A 16,886-nucleotide genomic window follows, 5' to 3' on the forward strand; every position below is an offset into this window, starting at 1 on the left:
CAGCGCGCCGGTGCGCCAGCGGACCCGGCCCGCCCGGGCGTGGGCGAGCAGCCCGGTCAGCGAGGTCGCGGCGACGATCACCAGGCTGGCGGTGGTGGCCAGCGCCGGGCTGAAGCCCAGCAGGTAGACGAGGGCGGGGACGGCGAGCATGCTGCCGCCACCGCCCAGCCCGCCCAGGGCCAGCCCGACCACCGCACCGGCGGCGAGCGCCAGGATCAGCGTGGTCATATCACGTGCCCGGCGCCGCCGTCGGGCGTGGTGACCGGCAGCCCGGCCAGCGCCCAGGCGCCCATGCCGCCGACCACGTTCAGCGCCTCGACGCCGCGCCGCGCGAGCAGTTCCGCCGCGCGCCCGGATCGGTTGCCGGAGCGGCAGATCGCCAGCACGGTCCGCCCGGCCGCCCCGGTCGGCAGCGGGACACCGGCGGCCAGCCCGATCAACGGCTGGTGCAGCGCGCCGGGGGCGTGTCCGGCGGCGAACTCGGCGGCCTCCCGGACGTCCAGTAGGACGGCGGCGCCGGTGCGGGCGAGCTCGTGGGCCTCGGCGGGGGTGGCCCGCCCGGGGGCGCCCGGTCCGTGGGCGTCGGGCCGGTGGGCGTGGGGCCCGTGGGCATGCGGCAGCAAGGGCATGAGGTGTCTCCAGTGGTGCAGACCGGACCGCAGTGGTCCGGCGGGTCGGGGGGCGGCGCGGGCGTCCGTACGGGCCCGGTGGCCCGGTGCGGGTGGTGTGCCGGGTGCGTGGCATGACCGGTGCGTCCTCGGCCCCGCCGGTACCTGGCCCGTACCTGGCCCGTACCTGGCCCGGAGGCGGTGGCCGGCCCCTCGGTGCCTCACCATAGTACCCCCGGGGGTATTATCGAAATCGTTCGGCGATACCCCGACCCGTATCGGCTCAGGTAGCCGTATGCTCGCAAATATACCGAGGGGGGTATTGGAGCGGCACTGCGGCGCCCGACACCGCCCAGGCCTACGAGCCGCCCACCCCCGCACCGCCCGGCCCCGAGCCCCCAGTCCTATGCCGCCCAGGAAGGTCCCCCGTGTACTTCGCCCAGTTCTACCTCGACTGCCTCTCCCAGGCCTCGTACCTGATCGCCGACGAGCGCACCGGCCAGGCCGTGATCGTCGACCCCCGCCGGGACGTCGACGAGTACCTCGCCGACGCCACGGCACGCGGCCTGACCGTCGTCGGCGTCATCAACACCCACTTCCACGCCGACTTCCTGGCCGGCCACCTCGAACTGGCCGACCGCACCGGCGCCTGGATCGGGTACGGGCGCCGCGCGGAGACCGACTACCCCATCCGCCACCTCACCGACGGCGAGCGGATCGAACTCGGCGACGTCACCCTGCAGATCCTGGAGACCCCCGGGCACACGCCCGAGTCGATCAGCATCCTGGTCTTCGAGCAGCCCGACGACACCGTCCCGTACGGCGTGCTCACCGGGGACGCGCTGTTCATCGGCGACGTCGGCCGCCCCGACCTGCTCGCCTCGGTCGGCGTCACCGCCGCCGAACTCGGCGCGATGCTCTACGACAGCGTGCACCGCAAGCTGATGGGCCTGCCCGACGAGACCCTGGTCTTCCCCGCCCACGGCGCCGGCTCGGCCTGCGGCAAGAACCTCTCCACCGACCGCCAGTCCACCATCGGCGCGCAGCGACTGACCAACTACGCCTGCCAGCCGATGGACCAGGACACCTTCGTCCGCATCGTCACCGCCGGCCAGTCCGCCGCCCCCGCCTACTTCGGGCACGACGCCGCCCTCAACCGGCAGGACCGCCCGCTGCTCGACCGCACGAACGCCACCCGCCCCCTGTGCCCCGAAGGCTTCAGGGAGGCCCGCACCGCGGGCGCCGTCGTCCTCGACGCCCGCAGCCCCCAGGACTTCGGCGCGGGACACCTGCGCGGCGCCGTCAACGTCCCCGTCGACGGCCGCTTCGCCGAACAGGCCGGCACCGTCCTCACCCCCGACAGCACCATCGCGATCATCGCCCCGCAGGACCGCGAGGACGAGGTCGTCACCCGCCTCGCCCGCATCGGCTTCGACCACATCGCCGGCTACCTGCGCAACCCCGACAACGCCCTGCCCGCCCTCGCCGACGACCTCACCCCCGCCAGCCGCCTCACCGCCGACCAGCTCCGCAGCGCCCTCACCGCCGAACAGCCGCCCACCGTCCTGGACGTGCGCACCTGCGGCGAACGCGAAACGGGCTTCATCGAAGGATCCCTGCACATCACCCTGGCCGAACTCCCCGGCCGCCTGGACGAGATCCCCACCGACCGCCCCCTGGTCGTCCACTGCGCCAGCGGCCACCGCTCCTCCATCGCCGCCAGCCTGCTGCGCCACCACGGCCACCCCGACGTCTCCGACCTCCTCGGCGGCTACGGCGCCTGGCACGCCCTCACCCACCCCGCCCAGGCCTGACCCCAGCCGACCCGGCCAACCCCGTCCGGGCCACGGGCAGGGAAGCGGGACGTGGCCGTGGTGGGGGCGGGGGAAGATGGGTGTCGGTCACTGCTGCGGCAGCGCGAGCAGTCGGGCGTGCAGGCGTTGTGCATCCCGGCTGCTGCCGATGCTCCGGGCGTGGAGGGCGAGGGTGGCGCCAGCCCACACTTCGGCGTCGTCGGGGGTGTGCGGCTTGACGCGGGCGGCGCGGACTTCAGCCTCGCCCTGCTGGAGAACGGCCAGGTCTTCGCGTGGGGGCGCGGCATCAACGGCCAGCTCGGCACCGGCAACCGGGCCACCAGCTCGGTGCCGCGCCAAGTGACAGGCCTGGAGGTCGTCCTCGCCATCGCGGCCGGCGTGTACCACGCCCTCGCCCTGATGCCGGACGGCCATGGGCACCCGTGCGGCGCCGGGCGCCCGGCCGGCGCACTTCGTGCGGTCAGCCGGCGGCGCGCAGCCGGGCGAGGGTGGCGTCGATATCCAGGTGGTCGGTTTCCGATCCTGCGGGCACCAGGGTGAACGAGTCCGTGAGGAAGGCTGTCACGGCGTCCTCCGGGGCGCTGAGCACCGCCCGGCCGTCGGGGCCCTGCAGGGTGATGAGGACTTCGCCGACCGGTCCGGGGCTGATCTTGACGTCCCCGGTGCCGGTGGGGACGTGGCGCCCCTCGTTCAGTAGATCCCGGCTGAAGTACCAGCACACCTCGGCGTCGGAGCCGGTGCAGCCGCACGGGGTCAGCGGGAACACCAGGCATGCCGCATACGGAAGGGCCGTGTCGAAGCGGAGCTCCACGTCGACCGGGACGTCGGGCAGCGGGCTGTCGGGGAACGTGACGGGCATCGGGCGGACAGCGGACTTCTGCATCGGATCACCCTCCTGCGACGGCTGTGTGCGTCGGCCTCCGGTGGGCCGACGCATGCCAACGCGCCTACCCCAGCGCCCACGCGCCAGTCGGCAGGCTGGATATCTGCACAACTCCCTTGCTTTCGAGGAGTGTTGCATGTCGCAGCCACATGGGTGGAGCTCGGCAGGCCGGACAGGGACGAGCGCGCCGACGCCCTCTGCAACGTGATTCTCCGCCTGCCGGGAGCGCCAGGAGCGCACGGCCGGCGCGGACCACCGGCCTGTCCGGCAGGTATGCGTACCGGGCGGGGCAGGTCCTCCGGCGGACGGCTGCTCATCACGGACCTGTGGGAAACGACGGGCCAGAGCCGCCGTGCGGATCGTCTCCGACGATGCGTGGTGGCATGCTCGGATGATCGCGGCCCGTGTACGGAGGGAGTTTGCTGCGTCGCCACCGTCGTCCTCGGCGCCGTCGCCACCGGAGCCCTGATCGCGCCCGTGGCCTTCCACCGCTTCCTCACCGGCCACGGCATGAAACCCGAACTGGTCCACGTCGCCAGTCGCCTCATCGCCGTCGGACTCATCACCCTGGCCCTGACCATCGCCGCCGCGCTGCTGCTCCTGCTGCGCACCGCCACCGGCAACCCGGCCGCCGCCTGGGGCCTCAGCGCCGCCTGCCTGATCTGGTTCGCCACCAGCTGGCTCGTCCTGCCCCAGGTCGTGCTGCGTCGCACAGCCGCCGCGCGCCGGGCTGCCGTATCCGGGCTCGGTGCCCCCCGCGGCGGTGGCCGCCCCCCGCAGTGACAGCCCCTGCAATCCCGGCCTACCCGGGCCGCGGGTCCCGCCCGCCCGACGGCGTCACGCCGTCTCGCCCCCGCCTGGGTCGGCCAGGGCCCGCTGGGCGCGGGCCAGGGCGGGTCGCAGCAGCCGGCCGGTCCGGGCTTCCTGGGCGCGGAGCGCGGCGCGGGCGGCGTTCGCGCCGCAGGCGCCGTGCACGCCACCGCCCGGGTGGGCCGAGGCGGAGGCGAGGTAGAGGCGCTGGATGGGGGTCTCGGGCCGCCCCGTGCCGGGTAGCGGGCGGAGCAGCGCCTGTTGGTGGAGGGCCGCGGTGCCGCCGTTGATCGCCCCGCCGACCAGGTTCTGGTCCAGGTGTTCCAGCACCGGCGGGGTGAGTACGTGCCGGGCCTGGATCCGGCCGGTGAAGCCGGGGGCGAAGCGTTCGACCTGTGCTTCCATGCGGCGGGCGATGGCTTCGCTTTCCCTGTCGTCCCAGGACCCGGTGATGCCGTCGGGCCCGAGGTCGTCGGCGATGTGCTGGGGGACGTGGGTGTAGATCCAGGCCGATTCGGTGCCCGCGGGTGAGCGGGACGGGTCGGCGGTGGTCATCTGGCCGAGCAGCCCGAAGGGGCGGGCCGGTAGACGGCCGGTGCTGACCTGGAGTGCGTAGTCGCTCAGTTCCGTCCAGTCGGCGCCGAGGTGGACGGTGCCGGCCCGGTGTGCCTGCTCGGCGGTCCAGGGGATCGGCGCGTCGAGGGCCCAGTCGACCTTGACGGTGGCGAAGTCCCACTGGAAGCGGCGTACGGCGTCGCGGAATCCGGGCGGCAGGCGTCCTTCCCGGACCAGGCGGCCGTACAGGTGCGGAGCGGGCACGTCGGCGAGCACGGCTCGGCGCGCGCGGACGTAGTCTCCCTGGGCGGTGCGGATGCCCAGCGCCCGGCCGGCGCGGACGACGACCTCGCTGACCGGGGCACCGCGGCGGATCGTTCCCCCGCGCGATTCCAGACGCCGCACCAGGGCGCCGCTGAGGGCGCTGGCTCCGCCGACCGGTACCGGCCAGCCGTACTGCTCGCCGAGCATCGCCATGAGCCAGCCGAAGGCGGCGCTGCCCGGCGATTCGGGCAGTAGATCGGCGTGCAGCGCGCAGCCGGCCAGCAGCAGCCCCGGGCCGTCCCGGTCGAACTCCTCCTCGGCCAGTCGCCGTACGGGCAGCGCCGCTAAGCGGGCCAGCCGCAGCAGGCCGGGCGCCCGGAGACGCGCGGCCAGCGCCAGGCAGGCGCGTACCGGCGGGAACGGCGCGAACATCGCCCCTACCAGGTACGGGTCCAGGTCCTGCCAGAGCTGTGACAGCCGTCGCCAGGCGAGCGCGTCCGGCCGGCCGAAGCTCCGCCCGATGTCGTCGATGTTCGCCTCCGGTCCGCGCCGCAGCAGTGCGCAGTGACCGTCGGGCAGGGGATGGGCGAGCACGATCGGCGCGTGGCTCCAGGCGAGGCCGTGCTCTTCGAGGCGCAGGGCCGCGATCACCGGCGAGGCGGCGGCCAGCGGGTAGAACGAGCTGAACAGGTCGCTGACGTAGTCGGGGTGGACGCCGCGGTCGCTGCGGACAGCGCCGCCGGCCTGGTCCTGGGCCTCCAGCACCTCCACCTCCCAGCCGGCGTCGGCCAGCACGTTCGCGGCGACCAGGCCGTTCGGCCCGGCCCCGATCACGACGGCGTCGGCCATGGCGGACCTCCCCCCGACGCGGACGCTTCCAGGCCGGCCGCCCGGGGCGCCTGCTCGACCGTGCGGGCGAGGCGGGCGAGCAGTCGGCGGTGGCGCAGATCCAGCACCAGGTCAGCGGGCGCCGTGTGGAGGCTCCCGCCCAGGCCCCGCAGCGGGTGCTCGTCGACGATCACCAGTGTGGCGTCGCCCCACGCGATCAGCTCGATGGCGATCCGGACGGTGCCGAGCCGCCCGGCGAAGGCCTCCAGTTCCAGCCGGTGCCCACTGTCGGACACACGTACGACGATGTGGCCTTCGAAGCGGAACGGGCCGGCGCTGACGGTGTAGCGCAAGCTCGACCCGACTGCGGGCCACCGGCCCTCACCCGGGCGGGTCCGCCCCGTGCCGGGCACCCACCGGCCGTACGCGGCCGGGTCGCCCAACACGCTCCACACCGCCTGCGGAGCCCGCTCTATCAGGACGTGTCTCACAGCCATCGGCTGTGCCTCCTTGTGTCCGGTCCCTGACGAATCACCCGTACCTCAAAAGGCGCATACCCGGTTAGTTCCCCTGAACGCGACACTCGCAGCGGCCCGTTCTCCGCCGTGGGGCAGGGCCACCCGTCCCACCGGAACCCCGACTGGTCGCCGCCGGGCCCCGTCCAGGGCAGCGTCTGTGCCGAGCCCGGCATGCCCGCCCACGGCCTGCGGGCCGGCAGGTGATTCCGCACGGACACCGGGCGGTATCACCCACGGCGGTTTCATCGCGGCGCGAGCGGTTAGCCGCTCTCCGGGCCTCGTTCGCCCACCAGGAGCCACGCCCGCGCTGTGGAGGAGTTCGGTGATGAAGGTTTCCGACTACGTGCCGCCGGCTGGGAGGCGCTGGCGGATGCGATCCTCGCGGAGACCTCCGCCGACTGCCTGCACCCCACCGGCCGGTGGCAGCGCTCCCCAGGCCGGACGGGCGTGGACGCGGCCCTGCTGCTGCCCGCCATCCGCGGCGCCCTGCCTGCCGAAGACCCGCGCGCCGTCGCCACCCTGCGAGCGGTGCGCGCCGATCTCGCGCAGGACCACCACGTCTACCGGTTCCGCCACGACCGGAGACCCCTTCAGGACGCCGAGGGCGCCTTCCTGCTGTGCGGATTCGTCATGGCCCTGGCGGAACACCAGCAGCACAACGACGTCGAAGCCGTGCGCTGGTTCGAACGCAACCGTGCCGCCTGCGGTCCGCCCGGCCTCTATGCGGAGGAGTTCGACGTCGCCCAGCGCCAGCTGCGCGGCAACCTGCCCCAAGCGTTCGTCCACGGGTTGATGCTCGAAGCCGCCGCGACGCTCGCACCCGGTCACTGAGCCCGTTGTGATCCGCCGCACCCGCGTGTCGGAGCAGCAGCGACCGCTGCGGGGTCTCGCCCGCTCGGCCCTGCCTGGCCTACTGCCCCCGCGGTTGTGCGAGCGCGCATGGCGGCGGTGTTCGCCTGCGTACGGCTTCGGGCTGCAGGACTGCCCCGGCGCCTCCAGGCTCCAGGCTCCAAGCCGGGCGCGAAGGTTTGAGCCGTTGTCCGGCGGGCAGCCGCGCCCCACAGCGCGGGCGGCCGTGAGCCGCCTCGCACCGACCCCAGGACGGAGGGCTTTGAGATGACCACCAATCCCGGACCGCCTGGAGGACGCCCCCAGCCGCCCCCGGTCACGGAGGCTCCCCATCCAGGCCCTCCCTCGGGGGGCGAGCGCGATGCCAAGGACATCGCGCTGGACGCCTTCCGGGCCCCGGAGCCGGACGGTGCGCTCACCACCGATCAGGGGATCCGGGTCGACGACACCGACAACTCCCTGACCGTGGGCGAGCGTGGCCCGACGCTGTTGGAGGACTTCCACCTGCGGGAGAAGCTCACCCGCTTCGACCACGAGCGCATTCCCGAGCGGGTGGTGCACGCCCGCGGTGCCGGCGCGTACGGTTTCTTCGAACCGTACGAGTCGCTGGCCGAGTTCACCTGCGCCGACTTCCTCCAGGAGGCCGGCCGCCGGACCCCGGTGTTCGTCCGCTTCTCGACCGTCCAGGGGCCGCGCGGCTCCGCCGACACGGTGCGCGACGTCCGCGGCTTCGCCACCAAGTTCTACACCCGGCAGGGCAATTACGACCTGGTCGGCAACAACATGCCGGTGTTCTTCATCCAGGACGCGATCAAGTTCCCCGACTTCGTGCACGCGGTGAAGATGGAGCCGCACAACGAGATCCCCACCGGCGGCACCGCACACGACACGTTCTGGGACTTCTGTTCGCTGCAGCCCGAGTCCACCCACATGCTGATGTGGGCGATGTCGGACCGGGCGATCCCGCGCAGCTTCCGGATGATGCAGGGCTTCGGCGTGCACACCTTCCGCCTCGTGACCGCCGACGGGCGCGCCACCTTCGTCAAGTTCCACTGGAAGCCAAAACTCGGCGTCGCGTGCCAGGTCTGGGACGAGGCCCAGATCACCGCCGGACGCGACCCCGACTTCCACCGCCGGGACCTGTGGGAGGCGATCGAGGCCGGCCAGTTCCCGGAGTGGGAGCTCGGCGTCCAGCTGATCCCGGAGAAGGACGAGTTCTCGTTCCCGTTCGACCTGCTGGACCCGACGAAGCTGGTGCCGGAGGAACTCGTGCCGGTGCGGCCGGTCGGCCGGATGGTCCTCGACCGGAACCCGGAGAACTTCTTCGCCGAGACCGAGCAGGTCGCCTTCCACACCGCCAACGTCGTTCCCGGCATCGACTTCACCAACGACCCGCTGCTGTGTCAACGGCCATCACGCTCGCCCCACTGGCGGCCGGAGTCCCGCCCCACCTGCGGTCTTCAAGACCGGATCTGATCAACATTTCGGGATCGCCCAGCGTGATCGGCTCAGGTCGTCAGCAGTATCCGCCGACGCAGCAACGGGAAGCTGGCTCGTCCGTATCCTTGCCTTTTGAGGTATTTGATCCGGTTGACATGGCCCTCGACGGGGCCGCTGTTCCAGCGCAGGGTGAGGCCGGCCGTCACAGCGTCGAGGTCCTGGCGCAGGTGGCGGGCGAAGTTGCGCAGGGGCGGCAGGTCGGTGGCCTCGGTCTGCTCGATCCACTCGGGCAGGTGCTCGCCGTCGAGGTTCTTCATCATCCGGGCGAAGTCGCGCACTCGCTCGGCGGCGGTGGCCAGTTCGGGGCAGCGGGCCAGGAGGTGCTTGAGCTGGAGGACTTCGTCGCTGGTCAGGGCGTCGGGGTGGCGGGTGAGCCAGCCGGTGGCCTGCCGGACGGTCGGTGTGGTCGGCAGCCTGGGTGCCGGTGCGGGCGAGGACCGCAGTGGCTCCAGCCAGCGCCGGACGCTACGGCTGCTGCCCCGGTAGCCCAGGGTCTGGATCTCGCGGAAGAGCAGTCCGCTGTCGGTGCAGCCCTCGTTCCACCGCTGGTTCAGGTAGCCGGTCCACGGGGCGAGCGCGCGGCCACCCTGCCTGGACGGCACCAGCAGGTCCTCGGCCGCATGGGCGTGGGCGTACTTGCGGACCGTCTTGCGGTCCAGGCCGAGTAGCTCGGCGATCCGGCCGATGCCCACCCCCTTGCCGTACAACTCCTTGACGGTGGCGAAGCGTTCGCGGGTCGTACTGGTCCGCCGGCCCTCTGGTAACAGCACCTGCGGTTCGGGAGCTGGGGCCGGCTCCTGGGCCTGGTCGTCCGGGTCCTTCAGGCAGGCGCGGTGGGCGATCACGCACTTCTCGACCGTCTCGGCGAGGTTCTTCCAGAGGTGGAACCTGTCTGCCACTTGAACAGCGTCCGGTGCGGCGGTGCGTACCGCCTCGGCGTAGGCGCTGGCCCGGTCGCGGCACACGATCTCGGCGCCGGGGTGCTCGCGCAGCCAGTCGGCCAAGGTCTCGGCGGTGCGGTCGGGCAGCACGTCGACGGGGCGGCCAGCCTCGATGTCGATGAGGACGGTGGCGTAGACATGGCCGCGTTTGAGTGCGAAGTCGTCGACGCCGAGCACCCGCGGTGCCCGCTGCAGCGGCGGGTCGGGCAGCGTGCGTATGAGGTTGAGCAGCGTGTTCGCACCGGCCCGGCAGCGCAGCTGCTCGGCGAGCCGGCTCCCGGCCCGGCCGGCGAGCGCAAGCGCGGCCGCTTCCAGTAGCCCGCGCTGGAGCAGGCTGCGACGGCCGTAACGGAACGTCAAGCCTTCGACCTGTTCTGCGAAGGTCCTGCGCGGACAGCCGGAGGTCTCGCAGCGGAACCGGCGTACCGACAGGGCGATCGTCGCGGCACGACCGCCGACGGCCAGGTCGGCGATCCGCCGCCGGTAGCGGTCGTGCACCCGGGTCGAGCTCGCACCGCACTGTGGGCAACGTGCCTGGTCGCAGGCCGTACGGGCGGTGATCCGCAGCCCGGTCTCCGCGTCGCGGACCTCCTCGACCACCAGGCCGGACAGCTGCGGCAGCAGCACCTTCAACGTCTGATCACATAGCACTACTGTTCAAAGATCGACCTGATGATCAGTCACTCTGGGCGATCCCGAAATGTTGATCAGATCCTCAAGACCGCCCCGGTGGCGGCCAGATAATCTCCCCGCCTGATCTGATGCTGATCAGCTGAAGGGCTTCACCCCCTTGCCAGTGGTGGCCTGGGTGAGCCGGTAGCTGTCACCCTGGGTGACGACGATGTGGGCGTGGTGCATGAGCCGGTCGACCGTGGCGGTGGCCAGGGTCTTGGGCATGATCTCGTCGAACCCGGAGGGGTGGAGGTTGCTGCTGACCGCGACCGAGCGCCGTTCGTAGGCCGCGTCGACCAGCCGGTAGAAGCCCTCGGCGGCGTCCGGCGAGACGGGCAGCAGACCGATGTCGTCCACGATGATCAGGTCCGAGCGGATGATCCGCGACAGCGCCCGGGCGATCGAGTCGTCCGCCCGGTGCCGGCGGACCAGCGCGCCCAGGTCCTCGATGGTGAACCAGGCGACCGTCATCCCGGACTCGACCGCGGCCTGGCCGAGCGCCTCGGTGAAGTGGCTCTTGCCCGTGCCCGACGGACCACAGACACAGAGGTTCTCCCGACGTCCCACCCACTCAAGGGACTTGAGCGCGTCCTGGGTCTGCCTCGGGATCGCGGAGGCGGTCTCGTCCCAGTCGCCGAAGGTCTTGCCGCTCGGGAAGCCGGCCCGCTTGCGGCGGGTGTGCAGGTTAGCACGGTCGCGGCCGGCGGCCTCTTCCGCCAGAAGGACCCTCACCACCTCGGCCGGATCCCAGCGTTGGGCCTTCGCGGTGGGGATGATGTCGGTCAGCGAGCGGCGGATGTGCGGGAGCTTGAGCCGCTTGGTCAGTTCGATGGCCTCGGCCAGCGGGTCGCCGTTGGTGCCGTGGACGGTGCGGAGCGGGGTGGCCATCAGGACGGGTCGCTTTCGTTGTGGTCGAGCAGGGTGTTGAGGCCGAAGGAGGACCAGGCGGAGGTGCCCGGCTGGAGCGAGTGCTCCTCGCTGCGGCGGGTGGGTTCGGCCTGTCCGTGGACGGCCTGGTAGTCGAGGATCGAGAGCAGGTCCTTGTCCGCGAAGCGGCCGGTGACCGCGGCGGTGCCCAGCGCCCGGTCGACCTCCCCGGCCGAGAAGAGCTTCGAGAGGGCGACTGCCTCGGCCATCTTCGCCTTGATCCGGCGGGTGCCGGAGGCGGCGGCCTCGACCAGCCAGCTCGCGGCGCCGGGGCCGAGCCCGAGGAAGGCGACCTCCTCGGCGTTGGTCGCCTTCGGCGTGCGGTCGGCTTCCTTGTCCTCGCGCGGCGGGTAGTGCGCGTCGTCCAGCACGGGCGAGCCCGGCTTGCCGGCCGGGTGCCGGGCGACCTCCTGGGCCGAGCCGCGCTCGTCGACCGCGGTGACGATCAGCTCCTCGCCGTGGAAGCGGGCCCAGACCCGGGTGTCGATCAGCTCGTGCGGGACCGAGTAGCGCACCGCCTCGACCGAGATCGTGGAGTCCCAGTTGACCCGGCGGGTCGTGCCGAACGCCGCGGTGAACGGCTGCCGGGGCAGCGGGTGCAGCCGCTGTTGCTCCTCGGCCAGCCGGTCGACGGGCTTGCGCCTGGTCTCCCGGTGCGGGCGGGAATTGACCTCGTCGCAGAACTGGCGGCAGGCCGCCTCCAGTTCGCCGAACGTGCGGAACTCCTCGCGCAGGTTCACGTCCTTGGGCACCAGGTCGGCCTTCGCGATCCGCACCGTCGCCTCCGAACCGCCCTTGGACTCCGGGTCAGCCGGCACGCAAGTACGAATGGTCGTGCCGTAGTGCCGGGCGACCTCCACGATCTCCGGGTTGCGGACTGCGATCCCGGCGACGTGGTCGGTGGTCACCGTCTTCTCGTTGTCGGTGAGCACGTAGGCCGGCACCCCGCCGATCCGCCGCAACGTGGCGTCCAGGCAGGCGGTGACCGTCGGCAGGGTCTTGTCCCAGATCGGGATCACCACCCGGAACCGGGACCAGGCCAGCCACGCGCAGAACAGTGTGGTCTTGCGGCCCTTGATCACCGGCCCGTCGCCGAAGTCGTACTGCAACCAGAGCCCGGGCTCGGTCACCCACGGCCGGTAGACACGGCGCCGACCGGCCTTGAACTGGGCTTTCGCCTCGGCGACGGTTCGGCGGGTGGTGCGTTCCCCGCCTGTGAAGCCCATCGCGGTGATCCGCCGGTGCACCACGTCCGCGCGGATGCGGCCCTGCGAGCGGACCACCAGCTCCTCGATCTTCGGAAGGTAGTCGTCGATCGCCCGGGCCCGGTGACGGCGCTGGCCCGGCTCGTGGCCGGCCTCGCGCATCTTCACGTACCGGGCCACCGTGTGGTGGTCGCACCCGGCCAGCTCGGCCGCAGCACGGTAACTGCCTGTGAGGTCGAACGCCTCCAGGATTTCCATGATCTCCCTGCTGTTCTTCACCCGCTCCAGCGTCGCCGAGCGGGACTACTCGGGGCGAGCGGGGAGATATCTGGCCGTACTCGGGGAATCCCGTGGCCGCAGATTGCGCCGTATGTGGCCGCCAGCTGGGAGGATGCCACGGCCGCCGTCACTGCTGCAGGGCCGCAACTTCTCCTACCTGGACACCCAGTTGATCCGCCTGGGCGGCCCCAACTTCTCCCAACTGCCGGTCAACCGCCCGCTCGCCGAGGTGCGCACCGACCAGCGCGACGGCTACGGCCAGCAGGTGATCCACTCCGGGACGAGCTACGCGCCGAACTCGGTCGGCGGCGGATGCCCGGCCACCCTGGGCGGCGGGCGCCTCGCCGAGGGGGTGTTCGAGCACTATCAGGAGCGTGTCGACGGGCAGGCGATCCGCCGGCGCAGTCCGAGCTTCGCCGACCACTACGGCCAGGCCGCGCTGTTCTGGCGCAGCATGGCCGGCTGGGAGCAGGAGCACATCATCGCCGCGTTCTCCTTCGAGCTCGGCAAGGTCGGGGACCAGGCCGTGCGGCACCGGATGGTCGCCAACCTGGCCCGTGTCGACCGGGAACTGGCTGTGGAGGTCGCCCGCCGCATCGGCGAACCCGAGCCCGCGCCCGAGCCCGCACCGGACCGGCCCACCGGCGACCGCGAAGCCGGAGCAGTGGGGGAGCGGGTCTCGCCCGCGCTGAGCCTGGAGAACCTGCACGGCCACGGCATCCGTACCCGCAAGGTCGCCGTCCTGGTGGCGCAGGGCGTGGACGCCGCCCAGGTGCGGGCGGCGCGCACCGCCCTGCGGGCCGAGGGCGCCACGGTGGAGACCCTGGCCCGGTACGGCGGGAGCGTGGCCGGCAGCGACGGCCAGGACGTGGAGGTCGACCGGGCGTTGGCGACCACCGCCTCGGTGCTGTACGACGCCGTGGTCGTCCCGGACGGCGCAGAGGACGTGCTGGTCGTGGAACCGGACGCCGTCCGGTTCGTCAGCGAGGCACTGCGGCACGGCAAACCGGTGGCCGCGCTCGGCACCGGCACGGCGCTCCTGCGGGCCGCAGGGGCCCGCGAGGCGGAGCAGCTCGCCGGGGTCGCCCTGTGCGGCCCGGACCGGCAGCCCGGCGCCTCGTTCTGGGAGGACTTCGTCCACCTGATCGAACAGCACCGGTTCCCGCAGCGCTGAACCCGAGCCCGAATCGCCCGCGCGACCTGCCCAGGAGGACGAGGTCGGTGGGCCCTGCCCCGTTCGCCGGCTTGGCCCGTTCGCGGTCGAGTCCGTCGGCCTGGTGGTGCTGTCAGGGAGCACTCGAAGGACCTTCGGCCTAGCGTGGTGGCGACAGTGCCCGGGGGCCGCCGCCGCCCGAGGCGGGGGAGGACGTTCACGAAGGAGCGGATTCCGATTGACCGAGTACGGCTACTTCCTGTCGTGTGAGGAGTTCACCCCCGCGGAGCTGATCGACCAGGCCCGCCGTGCGCAGCAGGCCGGGTTCACCCGGTTGGCGGTCTCCGATCACTTCCATCCGTGGAACGACGCGCAGGGCAACAGCGCGTTCGTGTGGTCGGTGATCGGGGCGCTGTCGCAGGCCGTCTCGCTGCCGGTCACCACGCTGGTGACCTGTCCGACGGTGCGGCTGCATCCGGCGGTGACCGCGCAGGCCGCCGCGACCTCCAGCGTTCTGCTGGGTGGGCGTTTCGCTCTCGGTGTCGGGACGGGGGAGGCGTTGAACGAGCACGTGCACGGCGATGCGTGGCCGTCCTTCGAGGTACGGGCCGAGATGCTGGAGGAGGCCGTCGAGGTGATGCGCGAGTTGTTCACCGGGGAACCGGTCAGCCACCGCGGCCGGCACTACACCGTCGACAACGCCCGCCTGTACACCGTCCCCGACCAGCCGCTGCCGGTCTACGTCTCGGCGTTCGGGCCGAAGGCCGCCGAGTTGGCCGGCCGGATCGGGGACGGTTTCGTCACCATGACCCCGGACGCCGACCTCGTGGGCGCGTTCCGCGAGGCCGGGGGCCAGGGCAAGAAGGTGGTGGGCGGCGTGAAGGTGTGCTGGAGCAGCAACCGGGAAACGGCCGTGGACGTGGTGCACCGGCTGTGGCCGACCGAGCTGCTGCCCGGCGAGCTCGCCCAGCTCCTGCCCACCCCGGCGCACTTCGAACAGGCAAGTCAGCTCGTCACCCGCGACATGGTTGCCGACGCGGTCACCTGCGGCGACGACGTGGAGCAGCACGTGGAGACAGCGCGCGCATATGAGCGCGCCGGATTCGACGAGGTCTACGTCGGACAGATCGGCCCCGATCAGGAGGTCTTCTTCGACGCCTACCGTGAGCTGGTCCTGCCCGCCCTGAACCGCTGACCCGGTCTGTCCGACCTATGGCCGCTGAAGCCGCGTCCGCACACGGGAGAGGCCCCGCTACAGGGTCCGGCCCCGGCAGGTGGCCCCTTCGGGCGCAGACGCCTTCGAGAGGCAGAGGTGGTTGCGGCGGCACGGCAGGGTACTTCGCGGCGCCGGGGCGCTCGGCGCCGGCCGGATGCCCCGGGTTCTGGCACCTGACCGGCGTGCGAAGGCGTGCACTGTGAGAGCGGTCTGGCACCGGTTGCGCTTTGTGTGCGGGCGGGCGTGGGGGCGCGGGTTGGAGATCGAGCTGATGCAGCGTTCGCTGGCCTTCGCCGCGCTGTTCTTCGTGACCCTGGTGCCGTTGCTCATGGTCATCGCGGCGGCTTCCCCTGCCCGCGGCAACGGGATCGCCCAGTGGATCACCGACGGCCTGGGGCTGTCGCCGCGCGGTGGCCAGGCCGTCGAGACGCTGTTCAGTTCACGCGGGCAGGTCCTCAGCACGACCACCGGGTTCAGCCTCGCCGCGCTGGCTTTCTTCGGCGTCTCGCTGACGGGTGCGATGCAGGGCGCCTACGAGCGGATCTGGGGCCTGCCGCGAGGACCGTGGCACCGGGTGGGGCGCCAGGTCGTCGCGCTGGCCGGGGTGACCGGCTACCTCGTCCTCGCGGCCTGGAGCGGCGTGCCCTGGCAGCACACCGCCGTCCAACCGACCCTGCGGATCCTCGCCACGGTGCTGGGCGGTCTGCTGCTGTTCTGGTGGCTTCCGCGCTTCCTGCTCGGGGCCCGTGCCCCGCGGCGGGGGCTGGTGCCCGGGGCGGTGGCCACGATGGTCGCCCTGGCCGGTCTCCGGCTGTTCTCCCGGCTGGTCTTCGCCCCGCTACTGGTCTCCAACGCCGTTTCCTACGGCACGGTCGGCGCAGTCCTGGCTGATCGGGGTGGGCTTCACGGTGTACGGCGGAAGCCTCGTGGGGTGGGCGCTGTCCGGCGGCGACCGGTCAGCCGCGGGCGACGGTGGTGAGGGGGGCCGCGGCACACCGGCAGCCGGCGAGGAGCCGGCTGACGAGGCCGGCGGGGCGCCAGGCGGAACACCACCGGGCGAAGCGGACGACTGATCCGGTGCGGCACGGGACCAAGGCCCGCAGGCGGGCGAGGTCGGGTCTAGAGAGCGGGACGGCGAGCCGCCACGAGGTCGGATCCGGGCGCCCGCACAACACGCAGTCCTGCGGCATCGAGTTCCTCGGCGAGCTGCTCGGGCGGGACGGGCCACATGTCGAACGCCTCCCGGGCCTCGCGCAGGAGCTCCTGCGAGCGTTCGACGCGGTAGGTGAAGACCACGCGCAGGACGCCGCGATGGGGCCGCCGGGTGACGTCGGCGCTGTACAGGTCAGGACCCACCCGCACCGGGCCGAGCCGTCCCGCCGCCTCGCACCCGTCGGGCAGGCCGGCGGGCGGCGGATCGAACAGGAGCAGGCCACCGGGCAGGAGGGCTGCCGAGATCGCCTTCCAGGTGGCCCGCCTGGTCGGGGGATCCAGACAGGCGATCACGTTGGAGGCGACGGCCAGGTCCGCCACGGCCGTCAGGCCTGTCGCCGCGAGGGGCTCGGGGTGCACGGTGACGCGAGCGCGCTGGTCCGCCCCGAGGTGCGCCAGGCGCGACAGCAGGGCGGCGCGCATGGCCGGGGCCGGTTCGACGGCGTGGACGGGCACACCGGAGGCGCGCAGCAGGACCTCGGTGGCGGTGCCGGTGCCGGCGCCGACATCAAGGACGGCGTGGCGGGCCCGCGTGGCGGCCGCGGCGAAGCGCCGCTCGGCCAGACGGCGGTCGGTCTCGGCCTGCAGGAGATCGTAGAACTCCGCGGAGACCGCGTACCCGCCGTCGGGGGAGTCGTCCACGGCCGCGCGC

Annotated in this window: 15 protein-coding genes and 2 pseudogenes; 8 read left to right on the top strand and 9 right to left on the bottom strand. The window is 72.6% G+C overall.

All coding sequences use genetic code 11. The features are described from left to right. Both AE652_RS03585 and AE652_RS03590 read right to left on the bottom strand, forming a co-directional pair. On the bottom strand, nt 1-285 hold a 285-nt coding region (locus AE652_RS03585; protein ID WP_369808263.1), incomplete at its 3' end, for a TSUP family transporter. Next, nucleotides 225-629, bottom strand: a complete 405-nt coding sequence (locus tag AE652_RS03590; protein ID WP_049649628.1) for a rhodanese-like domain-containing protein — start codon at nt 627-629, stop codon at nt 225-227. The genes AE652_RS03590 and AE652_RS03585, both read right to left, overlap by 61 nt. Before the next feature lie 407 nt (nt 630-1,036). On the opposite strand from AE652_RS03590, the gene AE652_RS03595 reads away from it, so the two are divergent. Further along, on the top strand, nt 1,037-2,422 hold the full coding sequence (locus AE652_RS03595; protein ID WP_049649629.1) for an MBL fold metallo-hydrolase: 1,386 nt from the start codon (nt 1,037-1,039) through the stop codon (nt 2,420-2,422). Between the two features lie 207 nt (nt 2,423-2,629). After that, nucleotides 2,630-2,962 (top strand): RCC1 domain-containing protein, encoded by a 333-nt coding sequence (locus tag AE652_RS47835; RefSeq protein WP_234348211.1) that lies wholly within the window; start codon nt 2,630-2,632, stop codon nt 2,960-2,962. Here AE652_RS47835 and AE652_RS03605 read toward each other — a convergent pair. Beyond that, complete coding sequence (locus tag AE652_RS03605; protein ID WP_049649631.1) at nt 2,883-3,305, bottom strand: SsgA family sporulation/cell division regulator; 423 nt, start codon at nt 3,303-3,305, stop codon at nt 2,883-2,885. The two genes, AE652_RS47835 and AE652_RS03605, sit on opposite strands and share 80 nt — an antisense overlap. Nucleotides 3,306-3,578: 273 nt before the next feature. Between AE652_RS03605 and AE652_RS48950 the strand changes: the two genes are divergently transcribed. Beyond that, complete coding sequence (locus AE652_RS48950; protein WP_220450088.1) at nt 3,579-4,088, top strand: DUF6328 family protein; 510 nt, start codon at nt 3,579-3,581, stop codon at nt 4,086-4,088. Between the two features lie 54 nt (nt 4,089-4,142). Here AE652_RS48950 and AE652_RS03615 read toward each other — a convergent pair whose 3' ends face one another. Both AE652_RS03615 and AE652_RS03620 read right to left on the bottom strand, forming a co-directional pair. Continuing rightward, entirely contained in the window at nt 4,143-5,783 is a 1,641-nt protein-coding gene (locus AE652_RS03615; RefSeq protein WP_049649632.1) for an NAD(P)/FAD-dependent oxidoreductase, read from the bottom strand. Further along, nucleotides 5,765-6,259 carry an SRPBCC family protein gene (locus tag AE652_RS03620; RefSeq protein ID WP_049649633.1) on the bottom strand — a complete coding sequence of 165 codons (495 nt, stop codon included), beginning with the start codon at nt 6,257-6,259 and terminating at the stop codon, nt 5,765-5,767. Before AE652_RS03620 ends, AE652_RS03615 begins: the two co-directional genes overlap by 19 nt. Before the next feature lie 375 nt (nt 6,260-6,634). On the opposite strand from AE652_RS03620, the pseudogene AE652_RS03625 reads away from it, so the two are divergent. After that, nucleotides 6,635-7,111, top strand: a pseudogene (locus AE652_RS03625) (glycoside hydrolase family 15 protein); the annotation flags it as partial. 285 nt (nt 7,112-7,396) lie between these two features. Then, nucleotides 7,397-8,539 (top strand): annotated as a pseudogene (locus AE652_RS03630) (catalase); the annotation flags it as partial. 98 nt (nt 8,540-8,637) lie between these two features. Here the strand turns inward: AE652_RS03630 and AE652_RS03635 are convergent. The 3 genes from AE652_RS03635 to istA all read right to left on the bottom strand — a co-directional run bounded on the left by AE652_RS03635 (nt 8,638) and on the right by istA (nt 12,653). Further along, nucleotides 8,638-10,197: an ISL3 family transposase gene (locus tag AE652_RS03635; RefSeq protein WP_234348212.1), complete on the bottom strand. Its 1,560-nt coding sequence runs from the start codon at nt 10,195-10,197 to the stop codon at nt 8,638-8,640. A 141-nt stretch (nt 10,198-10,338) separates the two neighbouring features. Continuing rightward, nucleotides 10,339-11,130 (bottom strand): IS21-like element helper ATPase IstB, encoded by a 792-nt coding sequence (gene istB / locus AE652_RS03640; RefSeq protein WP_049649636.1) that lies wholly within the window; start codon nt 11,128-11,130, stop codon nt 10,339-10,341. Next, nucleotides 11,130-12,653 carry an IS21 family transposase gene (gene istA, locus AE652_RS03645; RefSeq protein WP_049649637.1) on the bottom strand — a complete coding sequence of 508 codons (1,524 nt, stop codon included), beginning with the start codon at nt 12,651-12,653 and terminating at the stop codon, nt 11,130-11,132. Before istA ends, istB begins: the two co-directional genes overlap by 1 nt. Before the next feature lie 112 nt (nt 12,654-12,765). On the opposite strand from istA, the gene AE652_RS03650 reads away from it, so the two are divergent. The 3 genes from AE652_RS03650 (at nt 12,766) to AE652_RS03660 (ending at nt 16,001) form a co-directional block, all read left to right on the top strand. Next, on the top strand, nt 12,766-13,827 hold the full coding sequence (locus AE652_RS03650; RefSeq protein WP_053111948.1) for a catalase-related domain-containing protein: 1,062 nt from the start codon (nt 12,766-12,768) through the stop codon (nt 13,825-13,827). A 217-nt stretch (nt 13,828-14,044) separates the two neighbouring features. Further along, complete coding sequence (locus AE652_RS03655) at nt 14,045-15,001, top strand: TIGR03557 family F420-dependent LLM class oxidoreductase (protein WP_049649638.1); 957 nt, start codon at nt 14,045-14,047, stop codon at nt 14,999-15,001. A gap of 292 nt (nt 15,002-15,293) precedes the next feature. Beyond that, nucleotides 15,294-16,001: a ribonuclease BN gene (locus AE652_RS03660; protein ID WP_234348209.1), complete on the top strand. Its 708-nt coding sequence runs from the start codon at nt 15,294-15,296 to the stop codon at nt 15,999-16,001. A gap of 140 nt (nt 16,002-16,141) precedes the next feature. On the opposite strand, the gene AE652_RS03665 is transcribed toward AE652_RS03660, so the two are convergent. After that, the gene (locus AE652_RS03665) at nt 16,142-16,876 is read right to left on the bottom strand and encodes a class I SAM-dependent methyltransferase (RefSeq protein ID WP_049649639.1); all 735 of its coding nucleotides are present in this window, start codon (nt 16,874-16,876) and stop codon (nt 16,142-16,144) included. Nucleotides 16,877-16,886 lie beyond the last annotated feature (10 nt).

Source organism: Kitasatospora sp. MY 5-36 (assembly GCF_001182915.1).
Classification (GTDB): Bacteria; Actinomycetota; Actinomycetes; order Streptomycetales; family Streptomycetaceae; genus Kitasatospora.